19 protein-coding genes are annotated in these 25,422 nt (G+C 41.2%); 8 read left to right on the top strand and 11 right to left on the bottom strand.

Annotation, left to right across the window (positions count from 1 at the left end; all coding sequences use genetic code 11):
• Window positions 1-266 precede the first annotated feature (266 nt).
• A complete protein-coding gene (locus L1272_RS20140; protein WP_054553401.1) occupies window positions 267-1,490 on the bottom strand; it encodes a NupC/NupG family nucleoside CNT transporter in 1,224 nt (407 codons plus the stop codon).
• An 18-nt stretch (window positions 1,491-1,508) separates the two neighbouring features.
• A complete protein-coding gene (gene udk / locus L1272_RS20135) occupies window positions 1,509-2,138 on the bottom strand; it encodes a uridine kinase (RefSeq protein ID WP_138618998.1) in 630 nt (209 codons plus the stop codon).
• Between the two features lie 191 nt (window positions 2,139-2,329).
• On the opposite strand from udk, the gene L1272_RS20130 reads away from it, so the two are divergent.
• From L1272_RS20130 to L1272_RS20115, 4 genes are all read left to right on the top strand, one after another.
• Window positions 2,330-3,559 carry a phosphopentomutase gene (locus tag L1272_RS20130; RefSeq protein ID WP_138618996.1) on the top strand — a complete coding sequence of 410 codons (1,230 nt, stop codon included), beginning with the start codon at window positions 2,330-2,332 and terminating at the stop codon, window positions 3,557-3,559.
• Window positions 3,559-4,260 carry a purine-nucleoside phosphorylase gene (deoD, locus tag L1272_RS20125; RefSeq protein ID WP_036972525.1) on the top strand — a complete coding sequence of 234 codons (702 nt, stop codon included), beginning with the start codon at window positions 3,559-3,561 and terminating at the stop codon, window positions 4,258-4,260. The genes L1272_RS20130 and deoD overlap by 1 nt, the downstream gene beginning before the upstream one ends.
• A 189-nt stretch (window positions 4,261-4,449) precedes the next feature.
• Window positions 4,450-5,190: a ferredoxin--NADP reductase gene (locus L1272_RS20120; protein WP_235374164.1), complete on the top strand. Its 741-nt coding sequence runs from the start codon at window positions 4,450-4,452 to the stop codon at window positions 5,188-5,190.
• 71 nt (window positions 5,191-5,261) lie between these two features.
• Window positions 5,262-5,969 (top strand): nuclear transport factor 2 family protein, encoded by a 708-nt coding sequence (locus L1272_RS20115; protein WP_054553404.1) that lies wholly within the window; start codon window positions 5,262-5,264, stop codon window positions 5,967-5,969.
• 177 nt (window positions 5,970-6,146) lie between these two features.
• Here the strand turns inward: L1272_RS20115 and L1272_RS20110 are convergent, their stop codons facing one another.
• From L1272_RS20110 to L1272_RS20100, 3 genes are all read right to left on the bottom strand, one after another.
• Window positions 6,147-7,358: a type II toxin-antitoxin system HipA family toxin gene (locus L1272_RS20110; RefSeq protein WP_194441401.1), complete on the bottom strand. Its 1,212-nt coding sequence runs from the start codon at window positions 7,356-7,358 to the stop codon at window positions 6,147-6,149.
• On the bottom strand, window positions 7,348-7,647 hold the full coding sequence (locus tag L1272_RS20105) for a helix-turn-helix transcriptional regulator (RefSeq protein ID WP_054553620.1): 300 nt from the start codon (window positions 7,645-7,647) through the stop codon (window positions 7,348-7,350). Before L1272_RS20105 ends, L1272_RS20110 begins: the two co-directional genes overlap by 11 nt.
• Before the next feature lie 464 nt (window positions 7,648-8,111).
• Window positions 8,112-9,002: a tetratricopeptide repeat protein gene (locus L1272_RS20100; protein WP_054553406.1), complete on the bottom strand. Its 891-nt coding sequence runs from the start codon at window positions 9,000-9,002 to the stop codon at window positions 8,112-8,114.
• A gap of 271 nt (window positions 9,003-9,273) precedes the next feature.
• On the opposite strand from L1272_RS20100, the gene L1272_RS20095 reads away from it, so the two are divergent.
• Window positions 9,274-10,647 (top strand): GAF domain-containing sensor histidine kinase, encoded by a 1,374-nt coding sequence (locus L1272_RS20095; protein WP_138600148.1) that lies wholly within the window; start codon window positions 9,274-9,276, stop codon window positions 10,645-10,647.
• Window positions 10,648-11,220: 573 nt separating this feature from the next.
• Window positions 11,221-13,398: a catalase/peroxidase HPI gene (katG, locus tag L1272_RS20090; RefSeq protein ID WP_235374163.1), complete on the top strand. Its 2,178-nt coding sequence runs from the start codon at window positions 11,221-11,223 to the stop codon at window positions 13,396-13,398.
• A gap of 231 nt (window positions 13,399-13,629) precedes the next feature.
• Here katG and L1272_RS20085 read toward each other — a convergent pair whose 3' ends face one another.
• Together L1272_RS20085 and L1272_RS20080 are read right to left on the bottom strand one after the other, a co-directional pair.
• Entirely contained in the window at window positions 13,630-15,555 is a 1,926-nt protein-coding gene (locus L1272_RS20085; RefSeq protein ID WP_235374162.1) for a hypothetical protein, read from the bottom strand.
• Window positions 15,556-15,691: 136 nt separating this feature from the next.
• Window positions 15,692-17,290 carry an ABC-F family ATPase gene (locus tag L1272_RS20080; RefSeq protein ID WP_187489661.1) on the bottom strand — a complete coding sequence of 533 codons (1,599 nt, stop codon included), beginning with the start codon at window positions 17,288-17,290 and terminating at the stop codon, window positions 15,692-15,694.
• A gap of 568 nt (window positions 17,291-17,858) precedes the next feature.
• Between L1272_RS20080 and L1272_RS20075 the strand changes: the two genes are divergently transcribed.
• Window positions 17,859-19,484 carry a methyl-accepting chemotaxis protein gene (locus L1272_RS20075; protein ID WP_054553411.1) on the top strand — a complete coding sequence of 542 codons (1,626 nt, stop codon included), beginning with the start codon at window positions 17,859-17,861 and terminating at the stop codon, window positions 19,482-19,484.
• 55 nt (window positions 19,485-19,539) lie between these two features.
• Here the strand turns inward: L1272_RS20075 and L1272_RS20070 are convergent, their stop codons facing one another.
• From L1272_RS20070 to L1272_RS20055, 4 genes are all read right to left on the bottom strand, one after another.
• Window positions 19,540-19,947: a phosphate ABC transporter substrate-binding protein gene (locus L1272_RS20070; protein ID WP_235374161.1), complete on the bottom strand. Its 408-nt coding sequence runs from the start codon at window positions 19,945-19,947 to the stop codon at window positions 19,540-19,542.
• Between the two features lie 12 nt (window positions 19,948-19,959).
• Complete coding sequence (locus L1272_RS20065; RefSeq protein ID WP_166338273.1) at window positions 19,960-21,105, bottom strand: porin; 1,146 nt, start codon at window positions 21,103-21,105, stop codon at window positions 19,960-19,962.
• A gap of 310 nt (window positions 21,106-21,415) precedes the next feature.
• Entirely contained in the window at window positions 21,416-22,417 is a 1,002-nt protein-coding gene (locus tag L1272_RS20060; RefSeq protein WP_166338275.1) for an alpha/beta fold hydrolase, read from the bottom strand.
• Between the two features lie 347 nt (window positions 22,418-22,764).
• Window positions 22,765-23,535, bottom strand: a complete 771-nt coding sequence (locus L1272_RS20055) for an EAL domain-containing protein (protein WP_138600153.1) — start codon at window positions 23,533-23,535, stop codon at window positions 22,765-22,767.
• 677 nt (window positions 23,536-24,212) lie between these two features.
• Between L1272_RS20055 and L1272_RS20050 the strand changes: the two genes are divergently transcribed.
• Window positions 24,213-25,232, top strand: a complete 1,020-nt coding sequence (locus tag L1272_RS20050; protein ID WP_235374160.1) for a hypothetical protein — start codon at window positions 24,213-24,215, stop codon at window positions 25,230-25,232.
• Window positions 25,233-25,422 lie beyond the last annotated feature (190 nt).

Below are 25,422 nucleotides of genomic sequence, written 5' to 3'. Positions count from 1 at the left end.
CATGGCGCTTTTTAAACAAGATACATCTAAGTCAGCTAGTATGGCGAGGAAAAAGAAAATGGCAGGGCTAGACGATGATTACCGCTCAACCCTGTTAGAGTCTGGGATTAAAATGCGCTAGCCGTGTTTAGTAAATAAATCTTAGCACATAAAACGATAAAAGGGCCTTGCGGCCCTTGGTGAAGTATCGTTCAAGTCAGATAGACCTTTAACCCCTTAAAGTCCTATCCTATTGTTTTGCAACTACGGCTCATCTCATTAAGTTTCTAAGCTAGCGAGAGGAAAAAACCTGCAATTGCTGCACTCATGAGGTTAGCCATAGATCCTGCTAACACTGCTCTGAGCCCTAAGCGTGCGATATCCTTTCGCCGACTAGGCGCCATACCGCCTAATCCACCTAGTAAAATTGCTATCGATGATAAGTTAGCAAACCCACATAACGCGAATGTGACAATCGCTTGTGTGTGCGCACTTAACGTATCGCGATAATTAATAAAGTCGAGGTAAGCAACAAATTCGTTAACTACAACCTTCTGACCTATAAAACTGCCTGCGATTACTGCTTCGTCCCAAGGTACACCTAATAACCATGCAACCGGAGCGAATACGTAACCTAAAATTTCTTGTAGCGTTAATGTTGGATGATCAAACCAACCACCAATACCGCCTAATAACCCATTTAGAAGTGCAATAAGTGCTACGAAAGCAAGTAACATCGCACCTACGTTCAGTGCTAGTTGCATACCGTTTGCGGCACCTGATGCGGCAGCATCAATTACGTTTACCGGTTTTTCTTCTTGTACGTCTAAATCAGCTAAATCTTCTTTTGGTGTTTCGGTCTCTGGCACAATCATTTTTGCCATTAAGAAACCACCTGGTGCCGCCATAAAGCTGGCTGCAATTAAGTATTTAAGCTCTACACCAATTGTTACGTAACCTGCCATAACAGAACCTGCTACGGTAGCAAGGCCACCTACCATTACCGCAAATAGCTCTGACTTAGTCATGCTGGCGATAAATGGCTTAACAATCAATGGTGCTTCTGTTTGACCAACGAAAATATTGGCGGTTGCAGAAAGCGATTCAGGGCGCGAGGTTTTCAATAGCTTTTGTAAGCCACCGCCTAGAATCTTGATTATCCAATCCATCACCCCGATGTGATACAACACAGCAACAAGTGCTGAGAAGAACACGATAACGGGCAATACTTGTATCGCAAAAATAAACCCTAAGGTATCTTGCGATGCCAGTGAGCCAAATAAGAAGCTAATCCCGTCATTGGCATAACCAATAACCGATGAGACGCCTCGCGACATACTTGCCAGTACGTTTTTGCCCACTTCGAAGAACAAGACAAAGCCACCAATTAACACTTGAAGTAAAAAGGCGATGCCTACAGTTCTTAAATTAATTGCTTTACGGTTCGTTGAAGCCGCAAAAGCAATGCCTAGTAGCACAACAATGCCAACTAAGCTCATAAATGTTGTCATACTGACTGTTTCCCGTTGTTATTGTTGCAGTAAATATTTTATTTTACTTTTAATTATATCAATGGCAACGCGATTCATACCGCCGCGTGTGACTACGAGATCAGCTTTGTGCTTAGATGGCTCAATAAACTGATAAAACATAGGTCGCACTGTCGCTTGATATTGATCAACAACGGACTGTAATGTTCTGCCACGCTGCTCCATATCTCGTTGCATACGGCGCATAAGGCAGATATCTAACGGTGTATCAATGAACACCTTAATATCAAATTCTTTTCGAAGTGCCGGATCACTCAGTAGCAAAATACCTTCAACGATAAGTACTTTTGCAGGTGCCACTCGACGCGTTTCATCGCTTCGGGTATGCATTGCATAGTCATAAGTTGGTACGTCTACTGATTCTCCAGCGCGCAATTGAAGTAAGTGCTCATGCAAAAGCTCATGCTCGAAAGCATCAGGGTGGTCGTAATTGGTTTGCGTTCGATGGTCAAACGGCAAATGCGACTGGTCTTTGTAATAAGCATCTTCTTCGATCACTGCGATCGCGCCCGGTTCAAGCTCATTGACTAATTCGTTATAAATTGTCTTGCTAAAAAGAGACTTGCCCGACGCAGATGCGCCAGCAATAGCTATAATTGTTCGTGTCACTAAAGTTCTCGCCCACACAGAAGGAAACATTGTTAGGTAGATCACAATAGCAAAAAAGACACGATTAATCTCTTTTGCTTCGCTTAGAGATGCAAATTTATAATGTTTCCGTTTTATGAAACAGGACTTATGTCCTGTACCAAAAATTCAAAGAGCATATAAAGTATTCACATATTGATAACGAGGTACCCATGGCAAGAGCACTCATCTTAATGGCAGATAGCCTAGGAATTGGCGCAGCACCTGACGCAGAAAAGTTTGGTGACGTAGGTGCAAATACCTTCGCTCATTTACTTAAAGCCTATGCAGAAGAAACTGGTGAGCACTTATCGCTTCCTAATCTTACCCGTTTAGGTTTAGCTGATGCATGCGAAGCCGCAGGTAAAGAACCTTGTTTAGTCAGTGACCGCCAAGCACCTATTGGCGCATGGGGTTACGCTAAAGAGTTATCAAGTGGTAAAGACACGCCTTCAGGACACTGGGAAATGGCCGGTGTACCTGTGTTATTTGATTGGGGTTATTTCCCAAACACACAGCCGTGTTTTCCACAAGAATTTGTTGATGAGCTAATTGCTCGCGCAGAGATTCCTGGCATTTTAGGTAACTGTTATGCCTCAGGAACGACCATTTTAGAAAAGCTAGGTGAAGAGCATATGCAAACCGGTATGCCGATTTGCTACACCTCAGTTGATAGCGTGTTTCAAATAGCCGCGCACGAAGAATCATTTGGACTGGAGAAACTTTATCAGGTTTGCGAAATCGCACGGGCGCTGCTTGATGAAATGAACATAGGAAGAGTGATTGCGCGGCCATTTTTGGGTTCGAGCCGTGACGATTTTGCCCGTACAGGCAATCGTCGTGACTATTCGGTGTTACCTCCGTCGCCAACCTTGCTTGATAAATTATCGCAAGACGGCGGTGAAGTGATCAGTATTGGTAAAATTGCCGATATCTATGCGCACCAAGGCATCACCCAAAAACACAAAGCGCCAGGGCTAATGAACTTGCTTGAGAAAACCTCAGAAGTAATCGCAAGCGCACCTGACCATAGTTTGATTTTTACAAACTTAGTTGATTTTGATGAAAAGTACGGTCATCGCCGTAATGCAGTTGGCTATGCTAAAGCATTAAAAGAGTTTGATGATTACCTACCGACCATCTTAAATCAGCTAAATAGTGATGATGTGTTAATTATCACGGCCGATCACGGATGTGATCCAACAGCAGCAGGCACTGACCATACACGTGAATACGTGCCAGTACTTGCATACCAACCGGGAATGACAAACACCCCGCTTGGAGAACGAGCTAGTTTTGCAGACATAGGTCAAACCCTTGCCCAGTGGTTTAATCTTCCTGCACTTGAATACGGTGATAGCTTTAACGACAAGCTATTAGCGAACAAAAAAGGAAACCAATAATGAGTACTCCTCATATCAGCGCCAATGTAGGCGAATTTGCAGAAACGGTATTAATGCCGGGTGATCCGCTTCGCGCTCAATACATTGCTGAAAACTTTTTAGATGACGCAAAACAAGTAACAGGCGTTCGTAATATGTATGGTTTTACCGGTACCTACAAAGGTAAACCAGTGAGTATTATGGGTTCTGGGATGGGTATTCCATCAATGTCAATTTATGCCCGTGAATTGATCGTTAGTTACGGCGTTAAAAATCTAATTCGTATTGGTACCTGTGGCGGTATTGGTAGCGATATCAAAATCCGTGACGTTATCTTTGCACAAGGTGCAAGCACAGATTCAAACGTAAACCGTGCGCGCGTACGTGGTTACGACTTTGCCGCAATTGCTGATTTCGGTTTACTACTTAACGGCGTAAACGCAGCAAAAGAATTAGGTATTGAAGCAAAAGTAGGTAATGTATTTACAACAGATACATTCTACCAAGCAGATAACACATTCTATCAAGAATTAGACAAGCTAGGCGTACTTGCTGTTGATATGGAAACAGCTGGCATGTACGGCGTAGCCGCTGAATACGGCGCAAAAGCGATGGCACTATTTACTGTAAGTGACCACGTAATCACTGGTGAAGCAACACCAAGTGAAGAGCGTCAAAGCACCTTTAACGAAATGGTTAAAATTGCTTTAGAATCAATTTAAATAAGTTCCTTGGTAACGTATTCACTGAAATTTGGAAACACGCCCAAAGTGAAGTGAGACTAACCTCAAAGCCGCATTTATGCGGCTTTTTTTATGACTATGTATTTATGCTCGCAACCGCCCCTTAAAACTTGAAAATTCAAGCAATTGTTGCCACTTTTAGTAGAGGAACAACAATTAAGGATGTGTATGTCTAATTGGGTTGAAGCTAAAGTTAAAGATGTTAAATGGTGGACCGACTCACTATTTAGCTTAATTGTTAATGCCGATGTTGAACCATTTGTAGCAGGGCAGTTTACAAAGCTTGCTATGCAAGTGGGTGATAAACGGGTTGCACGTGCATATTCTTATGTTAATGCGCCGAATAATCCCGACCTCGAATTTTATCTGATTAATGTTAAAGACGGTCAACTTTCTCAACTACTTGCGCAATTAAAGCCGGGTGACTCAGTGACTATAGAGCGCCGCGCGACAGGCTTTTTTACCCTTGATGAAGTGCCAAGCAGTGAGCAGCTTTATATGCTGAGTACAGGTACTGCGCTTGGGCCTTTTATATCAATATTAGAGCAGGGCGAAGTGTGGCAAAAGTTTGAGCATGTTCACTTAGTGCATGGAGTTCGTTTTAATGAGGACTTAAGTTATCAAGCGCGCATTAAAGCACTACAGCAGCAGTACCCAAATCTTTACTACTCACCTGTAGTCAGCAGAGAGTCAGCCACAATCGGTTTTAATGGCCGGATCACTGACGTAATAAAAGACCGTCGCTTATTTGATGTAGTAGAGCTTCCTGTTAAACCTGACTCGACACAGTTCATGATTTGCGGTAATCCAGAAATGGTAAAAGATACCACGGCCATTTTGTTAGAGCTTGGTTTTAGCCGCAACAGACGTCGTGAGCCTGGGCAGATCACCGTTGAGCAATATTGGTAAAAAACTATGCCAAACTGTGAGAATTTGCTACCTTAACGCCTTAAATCAGGCATGATGTATTTAGGAAAAGTATGAAACCGTTATTTTTGGCAATTAGTTTATTATTCTCTTGGCAGTCATTTGCTAGTGAAGAAACCACTGAACAAGCCGAGCCTCAAACTAGCCATGAACAAAAAGCCGAAAAGAAAGACGTACCTAGTTTAGAGTTTATTGAAGAAAAGCCAGTAACAGAGCAAAAAGTAATTTCTGAATCTAAGAAAGAGGTCGCAGAAGTTGATGATAGTAAAGTACTCGGTACTCAAACGCCTACACCTGCCGAGCAACCAAAAACAGTTGAAGAAAAGCAGCAAGCAGTTGATGAGGCTGAAAAGGCCGTAAAGCAAGCAAAAGAGGCGCTAACAGCCAAGCAACAAGAAAAAGCGCGTCAGTCACGAGAATCAATCGCTGTAATTGAGCAATTAATAGCAGCATATAATGCTCGTAATATTGATGCATTTATTAAAATGTATGATGAAAACGTCGAGTTTTACACATTCCCAAATGAGTTAATGTTCACAGGGAAAGAAAAGCTTATAGCTCGTTATGGCATCATGTTTAAAAAGCTTAAATGTATAAAATCGTCTCCAATTAAACGAATTGTGCATGGAAATATTGTGATTGACCATGAGCTATCAGAGACTTGTTCACAAGACCCTAAGGTGGTTGATAAGCGAGCTGAATTTGTCACTAGTTATAAAATAGAAAATGGTAAAATAACCAAAGTGTTATTCTTCCGCTAGAAAAAGAGCAGCCCAGCTGCTCTTTTTTTATGGGTGAAAGTTAGTGGGTTCAAGCTAGCGAGTTTCGAGATATGAGGTAGCAGCGATTTTACATCGCGTCCTAGAACCTAAATCCCAGCGCCTATGACGCGGGATAAACCTGCTGCTACATGTAGGCGTGAAACTTGTTTCGCGCTATTAATCTTCATTAATTTCAGGAATTACACCTTTTAAACGGGTGATATCTTCATCACTAACGTCTGCAAAATGTTTAAAGTGAGTCGGCCAATCTTTGCAATATTCTTCAATCTCTTTAATGATGTTTTTTGCTGCTGAATTTGCTAACCCAAATCGCTTAGCCTGAGATAAAAAATTGCTTTTACTTGCATAACGGCCATCATCACCAAAGCCAAGACCATGTTGTTTTGAGTTGTTTATTGGAGTGATGTCATAGGCTGGACTTAATCGCCAATTTTTTTGTGAAAATGAATATAGGAATGCATGATTGCGAGTGTGATCATCTGTATTACCAATATACGCATTGAACACCATTCGCTTAAACAACTCTTCAGCATCACCTGCATTTTGCATTGTTTGATGCCTTATAAATTCAGCTAATTGACCATATGAGTAGTCACTTGAAAGATCACTCATAGCAACTTTGGGTTTTTGCAGTAAGCTATTCGCACTTAAAAAGTGGTGTGTTGGTAACCCATTACTAACATCAAACCGCTCAACAAGTAGCACATCACCGGTATGTGTTTTATGAATAAAGGTAGGAGCCGTTCGAATACCAAGCTGTTCCGCCATTTTCATTGCAGCATGTTCAGCTCTGACTAGATTGAATAAATCATCTTGGCGATTGAATTTTGCTAAGTAGAGTTTGTTGTCAATTTGTATAGAAGTTTTTGGTCTAGCTCCCCCCATGCTTTGGCCAAACTCAAATGCTTTCTTAGCTTCATCAGAAATTGTTTTATTCGCCAGCAAGTCATCTTTAGCTTGGTCTAGCAAGGCTAAATCAGACAAGGTGTTTTTGTTAGTTTTATGCTTTGAGGCACTTCGCGAGAGGCTAAAAACAAGCGCTCCTACGCCATATCCAGACCCAGCTAATAAAAATTCTAACTCGTTTTTGGGTTTTGTAGTATGAAGCGAAAGAATTAACTTGCGCCCCCACGAGTCAGCTCCTGCATCACTCAATACGCCAAATACACCTCTGTTTGCGCTGTAACTGAAAATCCCCGATTTTAATGGCAGATGTATTGGATCTAGAGCAAAGGCATCGCTTCGGGCTAAATAGCTCTTACCATAGTTGAACTCACCGCGACCTGATTGATTATCTAATTTAAAGTAACCACAGATAACGGGTTTTTCTTCTAAACCATCTATAAAAACATAGCACTCAGAAGTCATCATTGATTTCCTGTGGTGAATTTCGTTTGCGTTGGCGAGCATTGTATCCACCTACGTCGGCCGCTAATTCATTTATTTCATCGAGAAGCGATCCCTGTAAGTTAAGTACAACCAGCGCTTCAAAAAGAATGTCACTTTTCACAACATCACCTTGCTCCAACTTTTGTACAGTTGAACGTGATACCCCAATCATTTTCGCAAATGTACTTTGCGTATAATGAAGTGTTCGGTGCTGGCGTATCAAATCGCCCAGCTTTTGTGCCATTTTTGCAGCCTGTTCAGAACGCATATTGATTACTTTTTTAATCATTAGATACTTAATGATTAGTTTAGCGGTATTTGGTTTTTTTGCAATAGAGGGGGATTAAGTTAGTGGGTTCAAGTTAGCGAGAGTAAAGTTAGCGAGTTTCGAGGTACGAGGTAGCAGCGATTTTACATCGCGTCCTGGCGCCTAGGACCTAGAACTCGCCTATGACGCGGGATAAACCCGCGGCTACATGTAGGCGTGAAACTTGTTTCGCGCGTCTGATCGTCTCTATATGTTGGGTGTCGCTCCGCTCGACCCAACCTACCTGGAAAGTGAATAGGTCGAATGCTGAGAAGAACAATCGACCTTAATAATCCCACATTTCGGCTGATATCTAATATCTGACCTCTAAAGACTAGAAACCAGCGATTTACATCTCCCAGCGCCTAAAACCTAAACCCTAGTACCTATGACGCGGGATAAACCCGCTGCTACATGGGGTTCGGCTATGCCGATTCATTTAACAACGAATTAAAGCTGTCGTTGTCGTGTAGGCTGGCAAACGCGCTTTCGTGTAATAGCTCGTTACGTAGGTTAGGAGAATATTCAAGAGCCATACGAATATCAGCCATTGCATCGGCGTGTTTGTGTAGTAATGCATAGGCACAAGCACGTTGCCAGTATGCGTAGCCGTAGTCGCTATCAATTTCTAATGCTTGATTACAAAGCTCGATAGCCTCACCTGTTTCGTTAATTTCTAACAGAGCATCTGCTTTATAGGCAATGGCTTCTACGTCTTCTGGTTTACGTTTTAAGATCTCGTCAAAAATCTCAATCTTATTTGCAACATCGCTTTCTAAATTGGCACGCATCCATAAAGAATGAACTTCATTGGTGATTGAGATCTTTTGTTGGTTTAATAAGATCTCTTCAGACCGCTCACGTAGTTTTTCTTCGAGTACTTTTAGGCGCTCTTCATATTCTTTTGTAATCGCACTCACGCGTGTATTAACAATATCTTCTACTTTATTTTTCACATCACGTAGGGAATTCCAACCGACTAAGACCAAGATTGAAGCGGTTATGGTAATAATGAAAAACACATTATTAATGGTGTCTGTTGTATAAGTTAATGCACGGTCGGCAGTATCAAGTTGTGTATGAGCAACTTGTTTTGTCACATCTTCGCGTAGTTTTTGTTGGTCTTGGCGCACCGCTTTTAATTCATCAAGAATATAGCGCTCTAACAATGGTTTATACATAGGTTCTTGAAGCTTATCGAGTCCTTGCTGTTGCTCTGCTTCAGTTAATGCTGGGCGGTTTTGTGGCTCATTTTGAGCTGCTACAAATGGGCTAAAGCTCATTAAAAAAGTGATTAAAATTAGGGTATAACGCATAACATATTAATTTTTGGTGATTACTGAGGTAACTGTAACATGCGTGAGCACTAGGGACTAGGCAAAAAAAAACCAGCTCGGGGGAGAGCTGGCCAAACTGCTTAAACAACATAAAGTCGTAAGGGGTATCAACAGGAGTTAGGTACAATATACTCATTTTTATCTGAACAACTACTTAATACTTAAAGAGTTTCTAAAAAAAGTTAATCTATATGCGATATTGAGTTTGTTCGTCTAAACTTAAAGGATACTAAAACTAAAAGGTGAGAATATGCGCCAGCAACTAGTACAACTGCTTTATGGTGTATCAATTTCGTCTGATCTCGATAGTGGAAATGTTGAATTAGCTGAACGGCTAATCCTTAATGCTGTTCTCGATGGACTTGAAATCGGGCGTGCCGGCATTTGGTTGCTTAATAAAGAAAATACAGCAATAGAGTGCCGTTTATTACTCGACAGAGAAAATGGTAAAGAAATTCAAATGCTAGTGCTTCCCCGGGACGCATACCCTGACTATTTCAAAGCACTTGATACGCAACGCACAATAACAGCGGTTGATGCGCATACTGATCCTGCTACCTACGAATTTAGCGAAAGCTACCTAACACCACTTAATATTGGCGCTATGCTCGATGCACCAATTCGCTATAAAGGAAAAATGATCGGTATATTTTGTTGTGAGCACATTGGTAGTGAGCGACATTGGACAGAAGATGAATGCTCATTTATAGGCGCATTAGCAGATCTATACGGCAGAGCGCTATCAGCACAAGAAAATGAACGTATTAACGCAGAGCTTGAACGCGCTAATCAGCACCTAGAGGAGCGTGTTGTTGAACGCACTCGAACGCTCGAGAAAACCTTATCTGAACTTACCGAGATGCAAGAAAAACTAATTGAAGCAGAAAAAATGGCTTCATTGGGTAATCTGGTTGCTGGAATTGCACATGAAGTTAATACGCCAATAGGTATCGCGGTGACTGCAAACAGTTCGGCAAAAGACAAACTCTCTGAAGTTGATAAGCTTATACAGTCAAATACGTTAACTAAGGCTGCGCTGATAGAGAGTATTAATCATTTAAACGAATGTTTTAAAATATCATTCACTAATTTAGAGCGAGCAGCAAAATTAATCAGCGACTTTAAACAAACGGCAGTAGATCAATCTTCACTCGATTTATTAGAAACCAACATTAAAGACTACTTAGAAAACATTCTACACAGCTTAATGCCTTTAACCCGTAGTCATAACGTCAGTGTAAATGTGAATTGTGTCGATGACTTTGAGTTGATCACAGTCCCTGGAGCTTTGAGTCAAATCATAATGAATTTGGTTAATAATAGTTGCGTTCATGGTTTTGTGGGACGCCAAGACAACCAAATAAACATATCGGTTAATATTGACGAAGCACAAGGTGTTTATTTGCTTTGCTACAAAGATAATGGCCATGGCATGGATACAGAAACTTTGCATAAAGTGTTTGAGCCCTTTTTTACTACGAAGCGCGGCTCAGGTGGAAGTGGATTAGGAATGTCAATCGTTTATAACCTTGCAACGCAAGCATTACAAGGTGAAGTGAGTGCTGCGAGTTCACCTTCTAATGGCATGACAGTTAATTTTAAACTGCCTATAAAACTCGCATAACTAATTAATATTTATACAAGTTGAGGGCTAAATAATCTGGTGACTGGGTAATAAAATTAAAAATTAATCAGTTTGCTTAGCGAGACATGATATATCGGTGCACTTGTTGTTTTTGCAAAACTGCTTTATGCGTTTTTTCGAGTATAAATAATTAATGCTTAAAGGTGTAACCAATAGCGTCAGCCAAAACAATAATGAGCTTCTAAACGTTAACCCCACAAGCGAAGCAACTACCAGCCCTGTTAACATTAAAATAGGTAAATTGGCGATAAAAAAGTTAATGCTTAATTGTCTAGCAACATCAGGATTAATTGTTTTCATAAGGGCTACTCGCAGTAAAAAGACCTTTATAAAATGGACTGTTTTGTAAAATGAATCAAATCGTATTTTTCTATCGAATCAATCGATTTAAAACCATGTTCAAGATCTAGCTTTATTTATGTAGTGCTCCTATAGTTTTAAACAACAGGAACTTTTGAGTTATTAGTTATTCAAAACCAATAGAAATCTTTATTTATGATGATGCTAAGTAAACTAGCTTTCGTCGTATTTTAAGCTTATGAGGAGCAAGCAATGAGTAATGGAAAAACGGGCCAATGCCCAGTAATGCATGGTAGTAACACTGTCACCGCTCAATCAAATACTGACTGGTGGCCAAACGCACTCAATTTCGACATTCTTCACCAACACGACAGCAAAACGAACCCTTACGGCAAAGATTTTAATTACGCTAAAGCATTCAAATCTCTTGATCTTGAAGCCGTTAAAACCGACTTAAAAAACTTAATGACCGAAAGCCAAGAATGGTGGCCAGCTGACTGGGGCCATTACGGTGGTTTAATGATCCGTATGGCGTGGCACTCAGCGGGTTCATACCGTTTAGAGGATGGACGCGGTGGCGGCGGTACAGGTAACCAACGCTTTGCACCATTAAATTCATGGCCAGACAACGCAAACTTAGACAAAGCACGTCGTTTACTTTGGCCAATTAAAAAGAAATACGGTAACAAGCTTTCTTGGGCCGATTTAATGATCCTAGCTGGTAATATGGCTTATGAGTCAATGGGTTTAAAAACCTTTGGTTTCGCGGGGGGCCGTGAAGATATCTGGCATCCTGAAAAAGACGTTTACTGGGGCGCTGAAAAAGAATGGCTAGCACCAAGTGACGAGCGTTACTCGAATGTTGAAAAACCAGATACCATGGAAAACCCATTAGCAGCGGTACAAATGGGCTTAATTTACGTAAACCCAGAAGGGGTGAATGGTAACCCTGATCCACTTAAAACAGCAGAACAAGTTCGCGAAACTTTTGCCCGTATGGCAATGGATGACGAAGAAACTGCCGCACTTACAGTTGGTGGTCATACCGTGGGTAAAACCCATGGTAATGGTAGCGAAGAAAACGTTGGCCCTGAGCCAGAAGCCGCGGATGTGTTTGAACAAGGTCTTGGTTGGAACAACCACAACTCACGCGGTATTGGCCGCGATACCATGACCTCGGGCATCGAAGGCGCGTGGACTACTCATCCAACTAAGTGGGATAACGGTTATTGCTACTTATTGCTTAACTACGAATGGGAACTTAAGAAGAGCCCTGCAGGTGCGTGGCAGTGGGAACCAATCGATATTAAAGAAGAAGACAAACCAGTTGATGTTGAAGATCCATCAATTCGTTTAAACCCCATCATGACCGACGCCGATATGGCGATGAAGATGGACCCAACCTATCGTAAAATTATCGAGCGATTTAACGATGATTTTGAATACTTTAGTGATGTGTTTGCACGCGCATGGTTCAAACTGACGCACCGTGACCTAGGCCCTAAATCACGTTATTTGGGTGCCGATGTACCAAGCGAAGATCTGATCTGGCAAGATCCGATCCCTGCGGTTGATTACACATTATCTGACAGCGAAATTAGCGAACTTAAAACCAAGCTACTTAACTGTGGTGTAAGCCAAGCAGATTTAATCGCAACAGCATGGGATAGTGCGCGTACTTACCGTGGCTCAGACCATCGCGGTGGTGCAAACGGTGCTCGTATTCGTTTAGCACCGCAAAAAGATTGGCAAGGTAACGAGCCAGAGCGTTTAGCTAAAGTATTAAGCGCACTGGAATCAGTGCAAGCGGGTTTAAGCAAACCAGTAAGCCTCGCCGATTTAATTGTACTTGGTGGGTCAGCAGCGGTTGAACAAGCAGCAAAAGCAGCGGGCGTTGATATCACCGTGCCATTTTCGCCGGGTCGTGGTGATGCCACAGACGAGATGACAGATGCAGACTCGTTCGACGTACTTGAGCCAATTCATGATGGTTTCCGTAACTGGTTGAAGAAAGATTACGCGGTATCAGCAGAAGAGCTAATGTTAGAGCGTACGCAATTAATGGGCTTAACAGCACCAGAAATGACCGCTCTTGTTGGTGGTATGCGTGTACTTGGCACTAACCACGGCGGCTCTAAGCATGGCGTGTTTACAGATAATGTAGGCACACTTAGCACCGACTTTTTTGTAAACCTAACCGATATGGCTTACACATGGAAGCCAACAAGTAAGGGTCTTTACGATATTGTTGAGCGCAGCACAGGTGCAACTAAATGGACAGCAACACGTGTTGATTTAGTGTTTGGTTCAAACTCAATCCTTCGCTCTTATGCAGAGTTTTACGCACAAGACGACAACAATGAACGTTTTGTAAAAGACTTTGTCGACGCATGGGTGAAAGTAATGAACGCCGACCGCTTCGACATTTAATTTAAAATTCCGTTAAGTACAAAGGCCACACAGTTTAACTGTGTGGCCTTTTTTATTTAGAGAAGTTAGCGAGTTACAAAGGGAAAGTGACGAGATGTAGGGGCGTTTTAACGCCGAACAAGTAGCAGCGATTTCACATCGCGTACTAGCGCCTAGAGCCCTATGACGCGGGATAAACCCGCTGCTACAACGTAGGCGTGAAACTTGTTTCGCGCACCGCTGTAAGCTCCTTTACTCCTCAATTCTAAACCAATAGCTATTTTGAAAAATACTCTCTTTTAATTCTCTTTCGCTGTAAGCATACGTACTTTGCCAAAACAGGCGGTCAAAAAGGTATTTATTACCGTCTTTAGCAAGAATTTTGAAATTAAATAATGATGAATAGGCAACTTCTTGATTTGCTAATACTTCATCTTTACAACTAGCGTAATCAACTGCATTTGGGCACTGCGACATCATTGCAAAGCTAATGCTGTTATCAGCTTCTAATTGCCAATAGCTACTTGGTGTAAAGTCAGCTCTATTTTCAAGGCCATATTGGTCAGCATAATAGAAGCTGCCTTTACCATCATCATTCATATACCAGTATATTTTCTGGCTACTACTGGTATAATTTTGACGTAAGTAGCTAAATAGATGCTTATAATCATCGAGTGTGATGCTTGAATCATCAACTACTTCTATGAACTCATACCCTAAGCGAGCTTGGCGCTGCTCTTTATTACGCTCGCGTGCCATGATCATTTTGCCATCAGGCTGAGTGAAAAATTGTAAGCTCGTTTCTAGGCCATTACCCATTACTTTAACGGTTTCGCCGTTATTGTCTAAGTTGTAATGCCATTTAAATGAGTCAGTACTTTTAGGTGTATTGAATGTGACCGTTGCTGTGTCGGCTGCAGTGATTGTAAAAAATGTGGGTATATAACGGAACGTTAAACCTTCGCCCGTATCTGAATTTTTATTATTTAAACGACCAGTATATGATTTACCTACTGTCAGCTCAGGAACTGTAACAGGGGTAAGTTTTCGAAGTGCGCTAATTGATGTTTTTTCTAGCAGAGCTTCAGCCAGTTCGGTTGATTCATTAATAATATTCTGTGCACTTTCATCTTTATAAGTTAAAACATGACGTAGTTTTAGCACTAAAAAGTCATCAAACTGAGCAATAACTTCTGCATCAATTAGATTAAGATCAAATGCGACATCTACTTCATGACCAAGGTTACTCAATTGCTTTGTGTTTTGAGTCGTAACTAATGTATCACTGTTAATTTTTAATACTTTACCCTCTAACGTTGCCGAAAAGTCAGCATAAGTATACGACGTAGTGCTTCCTGAAGCCGTTGGAATATAGCTTGCTAGCGATACTTCAAAGTAACTTTCCTCGCCCGTTGTACTTAAATAATTAACAGAGTGGAACGAGCTTTGATCCACATCAGCGTAGTACTCAGAGCTCAACTCTGCATTTGATTTATAAAGGGTGACAACTTCGCCTTTATCGGTTGAAACATTAAATAGCTCAACACGAATAGCATCATCGCGCTTAGCCAACACTTCCATTTCAAGTAAGGCTTGTTGATTACACTCATGCAAGCAATCAATCGCTTGGGTATTTATCGCAATGACATCAGGGTTCGACCATTCAAAACGACTTAACTCACCATTTTGAGCGATTACACCTGCATCTTCGCTAGCAAATACCAACCGTACACTGCCATCGCTTGATTGCCAGTTACCTATCACTTCGTTATTGCTAAGCTCAATAGGTTGCCATGCTGCACGGTTTTCAGCGACATTTACGGTTAAAGTGTATTGATTACTTGCCTTACCGTCAGACACTTCTACAGTAAAAGAATGGTTAGCTACTTCAAATAGGCTCGGCTCAGCATTAAAAGTCACTTGATTGCTGCTGGTCGTGACACTTAGCCACTGTGGCTTATCAATAATCGTGGTTGTCACACTGTCGTTTTGCTCATCTTTAATATCAACAACTAAGCTGGCTGATTCAAGTGCTTTGGTAGAGAGTGTGAGTGATCCAGATAGAGTAGGGGCGGTATTTTTTGTCGTTTCTGCATCTGGCTTTTTGTCTGTTGATGACCCGCCACCACAGGCTGTTAGAGCCAGAGTCAATGCCGATACGCTAAGTAGCTTATTCATTTACATCCTTTAAAATGTTGTTTTCTGTGTAAAAGAAATGCAAATTACCCAAATAAGGTAAGTCAGTCAAAGGTATTATGTAACTGAACGTAAACAAAAAGGGTGAGCAAACTTGCTCACCTATTTGAAGAGGGGGTTATTGCGCTTGTTGCGCGACATGATCCATATATTCGTCAAACGTGCCCTGAAAATCGATAAGCTGTTGATCTTTAATATCGATGATGCGAGTCGCTAATGACGATACAAACTTACGGTCGTGGCTCACAAAAATCAGCGTGCCTTGGTAATCTTTTAATGCGTTATTGAGTGCTTCAATGGCTTCCATATCCATGTGGTTGGTTGGCTCGTCCATAATGAGCACGTTGATGTCTTGCATCATGAGCTTACCAAACAATAGGCGGTTCTTTTCACCACCTGAGCAGTTACGGGCTTTTTTGTTAGCGTCGTCTGCGGTGAATAATAAACGGCCTAACATAGCTCGAACCATTAAATCGTTGTGCTTCGCGGTGCGCCACTGCGACATCCAATCAAATAAAGTTAAGTCGTTATCAAAGTCTTTACTGCTGTCTTGTGGGCAATAACCAATGCTGGCATTTTCAGACCACTTAACTACACCTTCGTTACTTTGTAATTCATTCACTAGGCAGCGTAATAGGGTGGTTTTACCAACACCGTTTTCACCAATAACCGCAAGCTTAGCGCCGGCTTCTAGTAATAAGTCACCACCGCTGAACAGGGTTTCACCCTCAAAACCATGACCTAGCTTAGTAAGCTCTAATGCTTGGCGATACATCTTTTTGCCTTCGTCAAAACGAAGTGATGGGCTAATACGGCTTGATGCTTTTACTTCATCAAGCTTAATTTTATCCATGCGCTTAGCACGAGAGCTGGCTAATTTTGCTTTTGATGCATTGGCACCAAAGCGATTTACGAACTCTTGTAGCTCGTCTATTTCAGCGCTCTTCTTTGCGTTTTCAGCAAGTAGTTGTTCGCGTTGCAAGCTTGAAGCTTCAATCCACTTTTCGTAGTTACCAGGGTAAATTCGTAGCTCACCGTAATCTATATCGGCCATATGTGTACATACCGAGTTTAAGAAGTGACGGTCGTGCGAGATAATAATCATCGTACACTTACGCTGGTTAAGCTCGTTAGCTAGCCAAGTAATGGTATGAATATCAAGGTTATTGGTTGGTTCATCAAGTAGTAAAATATCTGGGTTTGCAAACAGCGCTTGTGCTAAAAGCACACGAAGCTTCCAGCCCGGCGCAACGTTTGCCATTAAGCCGTAATGAAACTCTTGCTCAATACCCGCTTGGATCAAAATTTCTTCCGCGCGGCTTTCTGCTGTGTAGCCATCCATTTCGGCAAAAATGCTTTCAAGCTCAGCGACTTTCATACCGTCTTCTTCACTCATTTCTGGCAGCGAATAGATACGGTCGCGCTCTTGTTTAACTTTCCAAAGTTCTGCATCACCCATGATCACCGCATCAACCACAGTGTATTGCTCAAACGCAAACTGATCTTGGCTTAGCGTACCTAGCTTTAAACCCGGCGCAATCGACACATTGCCAGACGTTGGCACAAGCGCACCACTTAGAATTTTCATAAAGGTCGATTTGCCGCAGCCATTCGCGCCAATTAGACCATAGCGGTTACCGTTACCAAATTTAGCTGAAATGTTCTCAAACAGAGGCTCTGCACCAAACTGCATGGTGATATTTGCGGTTGAAATCAACGAATTATTCCTAGAAAAATACTGACAGGGTTATGGGCGCAGCAACTGCGAAAATAAACAAGCAATAGGGTAAATAATAGGCCGCGGATTATACAGTTCAGCCCCTAATAACGCTATTAAAAAGAAATGAAAGTTGTGAGTTGTGATTTTACATCGCGTCCTAAAACCCAATGTCTCCCCGTAGGACTGGCTTTAGCCGGGAAATGACTAAGTTAGCGAGTTTCAAGTTACGTGGGGAAAGGTGCGAGTAACGAGATGTGAGGTAGCAGCGATTTCACATCGCGTCCTAGCGCCTAGAACTCAGACCTAGCGCCTAGAACTCAGATCCTAGCGCCTAGAACTCAGATCCTAGCGCCCATGTTTCATTCGTAGGCGTGAAACTTGTTTCGCGCGTCTGAGAGCTGAAGGTTGAAAGCTCATTATTTTTGGTTCGGCACTGAAGTACCTCCTACAAGACTTCCACAAACTGAACGAATTACGAAAAAAACCTGAAAATATATAAATATAGTTAATACTTTAGGGAAATCGGGCGATAATACTAAGTAATATGACAGCAAAGGTGGATTCAATGTCTGCAGGTATTTCTTTCAATAACTTGAGCATCACAAAAAAAATACACGCCATAACATGTATTGCCATTACGGCATTCGTGATCATAGTAGTAACCAATTTTATAGCCATGAATGACAACAAGATCTCGCTCGACGAGCTGGAAAAGTCATCATATCAGGTCGTTAAACTCACTTCAGCAAACGTTGCGCTACTCGAAAAACTAGATGAGTTATACACTCAAGCGGTAACATTTGGTGAGTCAGATTTAGTTGATAGTGCAGCGCAAACGTATAAAACGATTAATGAAAATCTACAAAATATCATCAGTATCAACGACAGCTACGTGCATGCCGATACCAAAAAACAATTAGAGCTTTATGCACAAACCTCGTCAAGCATAGCAACTTCAATGATCGACGGCACCGCTGACTTTAGTAAAATTCAGCAACAAGCACAGCAAAAAACGCAGCAGTATGAGGCCGTTCTAGCTGGCTTTAAACGAGCACAAACCCGCGCAGACGACCGCTTTTTTGAACTTGTACAAGCAACCAAAGCGCGTTCAGACAACGCACTAAATTTAATGCTTGTAGTGTCTGTAGTATCACTTATTTTATTGGTGGTTACCTCAATTTGGATTGCCCGTGGAATTGGCTCATCAGCTAGCGCTGCGGCAGATAACTTACGTCTATTAGCCGACGGCAAAGGCTCTCTAAGCACACAACTAGAAGTACACGCTAAAGATGAAATCGGTCAAGTTTCGATTAACTTCAACGCGTTTATACAGCTGTTAAAAGCTGCGGTACTTGAGGTTATAGCGGTTTGTGAGCCATTAATGGAGAACTCAACACGACTTGTACAAGGCATGGAGCGTGCCGAGCGTGCCACAACTAAACAAACATCAGATGCTGAAATAGTTAAGCAATCAATGGAAGAAATGCGCCAGAGTGTCGCTGATATTTCTCATTCAGCAGCAAATGCATCACAAGCTGCGCAAACAGCCGAGCGAGAAGTTGAGCAAAGTCGAACGCAAATACAGCGTTCTGTGACAGAATCAAAAACACTAAGTGAAGAGATAAATCAAGCAGCATCAACTATTAATCAACTGGCCACTGACACCAAGAATGTGACGCAAATTTTAAACGTTATTACCTCGATTGCAGAACAAACTAACTTACTCGCGTTAAATGCTGCGATTGAAGCTGCACGTGCAGGTGAACAAGGCCGAGGCTTTGCGGTTGTAGCTGACGAAGTGCGTGAGCTTGCTTCAAGAACATCGCAGTCGACGAATGAAATCAGAGAGCTGCTTTCCACATTAACCACAGCAGCAAGCCATGCAGTAAATGCAATGAACTCAGCCCGAGATATGGCTACAAATAATGCAGAGGCTGCTGAAAATACAGGGCAATCGATTGATAAAATCTCTGAACAGATATTAGAAATTAACGGTATGAATTCGCAAATAGCCGCAGCTACCGAAGAGCAAACATCTGTTGCTAGTATGGTAGTTGATAACGTGACGAATATGCATATGTCGTTTGAAGAAACAATGGATTCATTATCGGCAGTACGTGATGTAGCGAAGAACCTTCATTACCTCTCTGATTCGTTACTCGACGCCACAGCTAAATTTAAAGTCGAGTAATTTTAGCGCATAAAAAACCAGGCATCGCCTGGTTTTTTATTAACCGTAGTCAAACTTAAAAAGTACCAACCACTTTAACTTTATCAGTTACTTTTGCTGCATCGATATAACCAATACCATCAGCATTACCTGCAACAAAGTCAATAACAGCTTGATCGTTTGCTAGTTTCTCAGGCGGAGTACCTTTACCAGTAAACACCAGTTTCGACCAATAAGCATTTAGCTGGCTGCTCGATTTACCAACCACCTTATCATTAAACTCATCGCTTACGCTGGTGCCATCTTGGTTTACTGGGTTTACTTTTGTGCCATCATCAAACGACTTTGCCTTACCAAGGTAAATCTTTTTGATCATACCTTCGTCAATAGCACTGCTATTTGCTGGGTTCACAATAACTGCAACGTCAGCAAGTACAACGTGCGAGCATAGTGTTAGTGCTGTCGCGATTAACAATTTTTTCATTATGAACTCCAATTAAAAAACTAAATCAACAGCAACAGCAACAACGTCGGTTTCTGTATCTGAAATGTCATCTTTAAAGCGGCTGAAATCTACTTTTAAAGCAGCAGATGGGTGGAAGTCATAACGCGTACCAATGGTATACACGTTGCTTTTTGCTTTCACGCCCTCAAGCACTTGATTAATACCCGCATTTAAAGCTGGTACTGCAGGTAGCGCGTTGTAGCGGTTGCTATCGTGTTTGTCGTCATTATTTTCGTAAGTTAAGTGCACAATCCACTCATCCATACGGTAACCAACAGACGTGTAGTATTGAGTTTGTTTAGCAAGGGCGCTGTTTTCTACTTCAAACTCAGTGTATTCAGCATCAAATAAAATATCGTTGTAATCAATTGAAAAGCCCACAGCGAAGAAAGAGCCATCATCTTCGTTTACAGCAATATCATCGGCTTGATCAACAAAACCGGCTGCTCTAAGAGTCTGCTCAAGGCCATTAAGTGCAACACCTGCATCGGTGTCGTTTTCAATATCAATTGTTGTATCTGCAACAAAGTACGCAGCACGAGCGCTAAACCAGTCATAGCTCATTGTCCAATTGATACCAGCAATATCATTAAGCTCTGTATCGCCATTAACCGATACCACAGCAATGTTGCCATCGAAGCTACCGTAAATCACTTGAACGGTTGAATCCCAATCACCTAATTGTGTGTTGTGTAACAGGCTAAGACCTTCATACGTTGAAAACGGAAGGTTATAAACAGATTGCGGTGGACGAACCCAGCGGTAAGTGTAACCAACGTCTAAGAAGTCTGAATAACGGTAAAAAGGTACACGCATTTTACCAGCACTAACTTGAAGCTCATCGCTGAACTCATAAGTTAGATAAGCCCATTCGAACTCAGCATCAAAATCATCACTACCACGCGCCACAATTTGTGCCGTAGCGCTTAGCTTTTCTTGTAAGTCTGCAGAAAGCTGCAATGCAAACATACTTTCGTTTTTAAATGAAATATCGTCATCGTAGCCGTAAAGAGTTGCGTCGTCGTCAAGGGCTTTACCGCCAACAATAGAAGCAAAGCCGTTTATGCGAACCTCTGCCATTGTGTTTGCAGACACAAAAGCAGCACATAGAGCCAATGCAATAGGAAGTTTTTTCATTGTGTATCCCTAGTATTTAGTATGAAAATGTTGATTTCGCTTAATATTATAGTAGTGCGTAGCGAAATGGGCGACACAAGTTACATATAAATTGTAATTACATCAATGAATAAGTCGTTATTTTTCACAAAAACGGTACTAAAAGTGGATAAAGTTGCTAGATAAAAGCGATAAGGGGAAAGAGGAAGTTAAAAGACGCGAGTCTGTAGCAGCGATTTCACATCGCGTCCTAGAGCCTAGAACCCTGACTAATGACGCGGGATAAACCCGCTGCTACATGTAGGCGCGAAACTTTTTCGCGCGAGCAACATTAAAATGATAAAGCTTTGTCTAATGCGCCTTTGAAGCGGTCAAAATCCTCGATGTGAGGTAAGTGGCCAATATCATCTAATTCAATTAATTGCGATTTTGAGATCATACTTGCCGCGGCTTTGCCTAACTTATCGTAACGGCCAAGCTCATAGTCAATATTTGCTTTTTTCCAATTACGGCCAGGGCCAGTCCTATCGCGTGTGCCTATAATTAATGACACTGGCATGCTTAACTGAGCAAACTCAGTTATTACAGGTTGCGTAAAAATCATATCGTAGGTTTTAGCATTAACCCATGCGACCTGCTTGTGATCAGGGCCTTGAATTTGACCACCGATAAAGTGGGTTAATTGCTCGTAAGTGTCATTCCATTTACCGTCATAATAGTTTTTCTTCTGGTAAGCAATAACCTTATCAGGTGTTTTAGCCAATTCATTTTTATAGAAAAAATCGGTGTCTTTGTATTGCACATAATTTAAATAGTTCTCTAAACCAATTGGGTTTAGCAAAATAAGTTTACTAACTTGGCTAGAAAACATCAGGCTGTAACGACTTGCCAGCATGCCGCCCATTGAGTGACCAAGTACAATAGGGTTTTCAATATTTAAAGATGACACTAGCTGATGAGTGTTATTGGCTAATACAGCAAACGAAAATTGATAATCAGCAGGCTTTGACGATTTACCAAAACCAATTTGATCCGGTATCAATACGCCATAGCCTTTGCTATTAAGGTAGTTGGCAGTATTGGTCCAATAATGGCCATTAAAGTTTTTACCATGCATCAATATAACGGTTGGCATGTTATTGCTTGGTTTAAGGTAAGAATAAGCCATTTTTAATGGCGTATTTTGTGATGAAAAATTAAAAAATTGAACGGGTAAGTCGTATTGATAATTGCTTAATTCAGCATCAAAACTAAGAGGCTGTTCTTTTGCGATTAAGTTAGCAGAAGAGCATAAAACAAGTGCTGAGACTAACAGTATGCGTAAAAACATCATTATCCTTTCTCAATATGCTTAAAGAATATTCAGCCTAGCATCCTAAATAAAAATTTATAATATAAATACGACTAAATACTAAAAGAAGTTAGCAAGTTTCAAGCATGGAATTCGTAGGACTGGCTTTAGCCGGGAATGGTTTAGGTTAGCAAGAATTCAACGAAAAAGAGTAAAGTTATGAGAAACCAGCGACTTTACATCGCGTCCAAGCGCCTAGAACCTAGCACCTAAAACCTAGATGATGACGCGGGATAAATCCGCTGCTACACGTAGGCGTGAAACTTGTTTCGCGCGTTTGAAGGTTGACAGCTCTTGCCTTGTCTAAATTCGATTCTCGTTATAACCACTTAACCCAACTTACTAAAGTCAACGTCTGGCAAGCTCTCAAACCCAGGGTGGGCGAAAAAATAGCCTTGCATTAAGCTAACACCAGCTTGGCGCAACCACTGGTATTCTTCAACTGTTTCAACGCCTTCTGCAAGAGCAACAATATTGAGCTCTTCAAACATGGCTATACAATGGTTAACAATAATTTGTCTTGCTTTGTGAAGGTGTATATCTCTAATTAAATTCATATCGAGTTTAATTATATTGCTCTGAAAATCAGCCAACAAATTTAATCCAGAATGACCTGACCCAAAGTCATCGGTCGCAGTAATAAACCCCAAAGATTGGTAATAATCAACTACACGTTTGATATGTGTAGTATCTTCAACTTTTTCAACCTCGGTAAACTCGAACATAATTTGTTCTACCGGAAAATCATATTGCTTAGCAGCTTCAAGTGTCGTTTTTATACAACGCTCAGGTTTATAAATTGCATTAGGTAAAATATTAATGCTCACGATTGAATCAATTTTCAGTTGGGCAGCAAGTGAAATAGCTTTAATACGGCAAAGTTGATCGAATGTGTAGCGATTCTCGTCGGTTACTTGCGAAATGACCGAATAAGCCGACTCATTATTAAGGCCTCTAACTAATGCTTCGTAGCCAAAAATATGTTTATCGGTGCAATCAACGATTGGCTGAAAAGCCATTGTAAAATCAAAACCAAGTGCTAAATGGTCTTCGCAATGTTTACAACCTGTTGGCTGACATTGAGTTTGCTCTTTGTGCATTTAGCACCTCTGAATGAAGTCTTAATAACTCAATAGTGCTAGTAAATTATCAATTGTGCAATGTTGTTGAGTCAAAAGTATAAAACTATAGAGAAAATATGTTGCTGCCGTTTTACATAGCGTCAAACAGGCATTTATTTACTGTAGGTTCTTTCTTCACAGAGAGAAGTGAACGAGAAAATAATGAGGTATAAAAACTTACTTCTCTGAAGCGCAGCGTCTCTTATCCTCTTTGTAAGTATCTGTTTTTCTCTGTGAAGCGCGAAGCGCCTCTATGTGCTCTGTGGTTCAAATATTCTTATGCACAATGAGAAGTTAATGAGAAAACAATGAGGGTTTATCGTATTTACTTTACGTATGTTTTCATAGACATATTAGATCTTCTCTAACCATAGAGGACATAGAGAACACAGAGGAAGACAAGGAGGTATTAAAGTGTACTTCTTTAAAGTGAAGTGTCTTGTGAGTATTTGTCTCTCTGTGCAGCGCAAAGCGCCTCGGTGCCCTCAGTGGTTCAAAACGTCACGCACAAAGATAAGTGAACGAGAAAACCATTAACTATTAGCAAAAATCATTTGCCACATAACATGTACCCATTTTATTTATTCTTCATTGACTCATTACAGTGATGAAGATAACCTCTAAATAAGGATGATTAGTTAGTATGGATACTACTTATGGCTTTAGAAATTAGAATTTGTATTGATTCAGTAACCGCTGAATTTGTGAAATGTAAAGAAGATAAAGAAGACAGCTTTACCAAAGACAATAACCATATAAAAAATCAAGTTATCACTTCAGGCACGCCATATATATGGCGAAGAGAATACTCTGACTCTTACACTCCGCCTACAAATGAACAGCAAAGTATAGTTCGTCAATTTGATTTATTGCCTGCGCAATCCCGCCGAAACATTGCATATATGCTTCGCGATTTTGGCAGTGAAACGCTTATGGCTATCTCTGATTTTCAAAACCAAGTTATGCCATTTTTGTCTGAAAATACACATGGAATAGTTGGGTCTGGAGCAACATCAATTCAGGCTCGTAGCTCAAAGTTCGCCACCTATGCCAACAAATATGAAGCCGCTTTAAGAGATATTCGTATGGCTCATAAATCAGGAATGCCCAAGTATCATATGGTTGCATTAGAACAAAAAGCATTCAGTATATTCAAAGAGCTGAACGGTCAGTTTCGTGCAGAATTGCAACGTTTTATGAGTGTAAACCGTGCAAGCCGTCGTGGCACGGTTTGGTCTAATCCGAATCGGGGAATCAATATAGCTAAATCAGCAAGGCATTCTGCCAAGCTCGATATAAATAGCACCGCTGAATTCAATAAAATTAAGCGGATTGAAAATACCGGACGCTGGCTTGGCAATGGCATGATTTTACTTGATGGTGCATTTAGAGCGAACAAAGTTTACAACGACTATAAAAACAATAAGGACTGGCAGCGAAGTTTATCTACAGAGTTAGCTAGTTTTGGGGCTTCAACTTTTGCAGGTATCATAACAGCATCATCAGTCACCACAGCTCTATCTTCATTTCTAATGTTAACCCCATATGGGTGGGTGGTTGCTTTAGCGGTAGGGTTAGGAGCAGGTTTCTTAATGAGCCTAGCGGTTAACACAAAAAGCAAAAAGCTAACAGAAAACATATATGATAGGCAGCCTTTGATGAAAGATTTGTTTTAATGTTGATACTCAACTCAATTCTATACTGCACCATTTTCTTCTTTTTCTTAATGATGATAATGAGGCGTTGTTTCCTAAAAGTTTGAACTATCTTGCCAGCCTGTGATCAGATCATCTATATCCTACTAGCCCGTGCAACAACAATGAGCAAAATCACAAACTGGTCTCACTATAATCAAGCCCTCGTTAA

The sequence above is a fragment of the Pseudoalteromonas sp. PAST1 genome, assembly GCF_021532515.1.
Classification (GTDB): Bacteria; Pseudomonadota; Gammaproteobacteria; order Enterobacterales; family Alteromonadaceae; genus Pseudoalteromonas; species Pseudoalteromonas simplex.
This window is presented reverse-complemented; position numbering and strand designations above follow the sequence as displayed.

Coding starts and splice junctions, on each gene's coding strand:
- L1272_RS20140 (WP_054553401.1), bottom strand. CDS start 1,490: ATGACAACATTTATGAGCTTAGTTGGCATTGTTGTGCTACTAGGCATT.
- L1272_RS20130 (WP_138618996.1), top strand. CDS start 2,330: ATGGCAAGAGCACTCATCTTAATGGCAGATAGCCTAGGAATTGGCGCA.
- deoD (WP_036972525.1), top strand. CDS start 3,559: ATGAGTACTCCTCATATCAGCGCCAATGTAGGCGAATTTGCAGAAACG.
- L1272_RS20120 (WP_235374164.1), top strand. CDS start 4,450: ATGTCTAATTGGGTTGAAGCTAAAGTTAAAGATGTTAAATGGTGGACC.
- L1272_RS20115 (WP_054553404.1), top strand. CDS start 5,262: ATGAAACCGTTATTTTTGGCAATTAGTTTATTATTCTCTTGGCAGTCA.
- L1272_RS20110 (WP_194441401.1), bottom strand. CDS start 7,358: ATGACTTCTGAGTGCTATGTTTTTATAGATGGTTTAGAAGAAAAACCC.
- L1272_RS20105 (WP_054553620.1), bottom strand. CDS start 7,647: ATGCGTTCTGAACAGGCTGCAAAAATGGCACAAAAGCTGGGCGATTTG.
- L1272_RS20100 (WP_054553406.1), bottom strand. CDS start 9,002: ATGCGTTATACCCTAATTTTAATCACTTTTTTAATGAGCTTTAGCCCA.
- L1272_RS20095 (WP_138600148.1), top strand. CDS start 9,274: ATGCGCCAGCAACTAGTACAACTGCTTTATGGTGTATCAATTTCGTCT.
- katG (WP_235374163.1), top strand. CDS start 11,221: ATGAGTAATGGAAAAACGGGCCAATGCCCAGTAATGCATGGTAGTAAC.
- L1272_RS20085 (WP_235374162.1), bottom strand. CDS start 15,555: ATGAATAAGCTACTTAGCGTATCGGCATTGACTCTGGCTCTAACAGCC.
- L1272_RS20075 (WP_054553411.1), top strand. CDS start 17,859: ATGTCTGCAGGTATTTCTTTCAATAACTTGAGCATCACAAAAAAAATA.
- L1272_RS20070 (WP_235374161.1), bottom strand. CDS start 19,947: ATGAAAAAATTGTTAATCGCGACAGCACTAACACTATGCTCGCACGTT.
- L1272_RS20065 (WP_166338273.1), bottom strand. CDS start 21,105: ATGAAAAAACTTCCTATTGCATTGGCTCTATGTGCTGCTTTTGTGTCT.
- L1272_RS20060 (WP_166338275.1), bottom strand. CDS start 22,417: ATGATGTTTTTACGCATACTGTTAGTCTCAGCACTTGTTTTATGCTCT.
- L1272_RS20055 (WP_138600153.1), bottom strand. CDS start 23,535: ATGCACAAAGAGCAAACTCAATGTCAGCCAACAGGTTGTAAACATTGC.
- L1272_RS20050 (WP_235374160.1), top strand. CDS start 24,213: ATGGCTTTAGAAATTAGAATTTGTATTGATTCAGTAACCGCTGAATTT.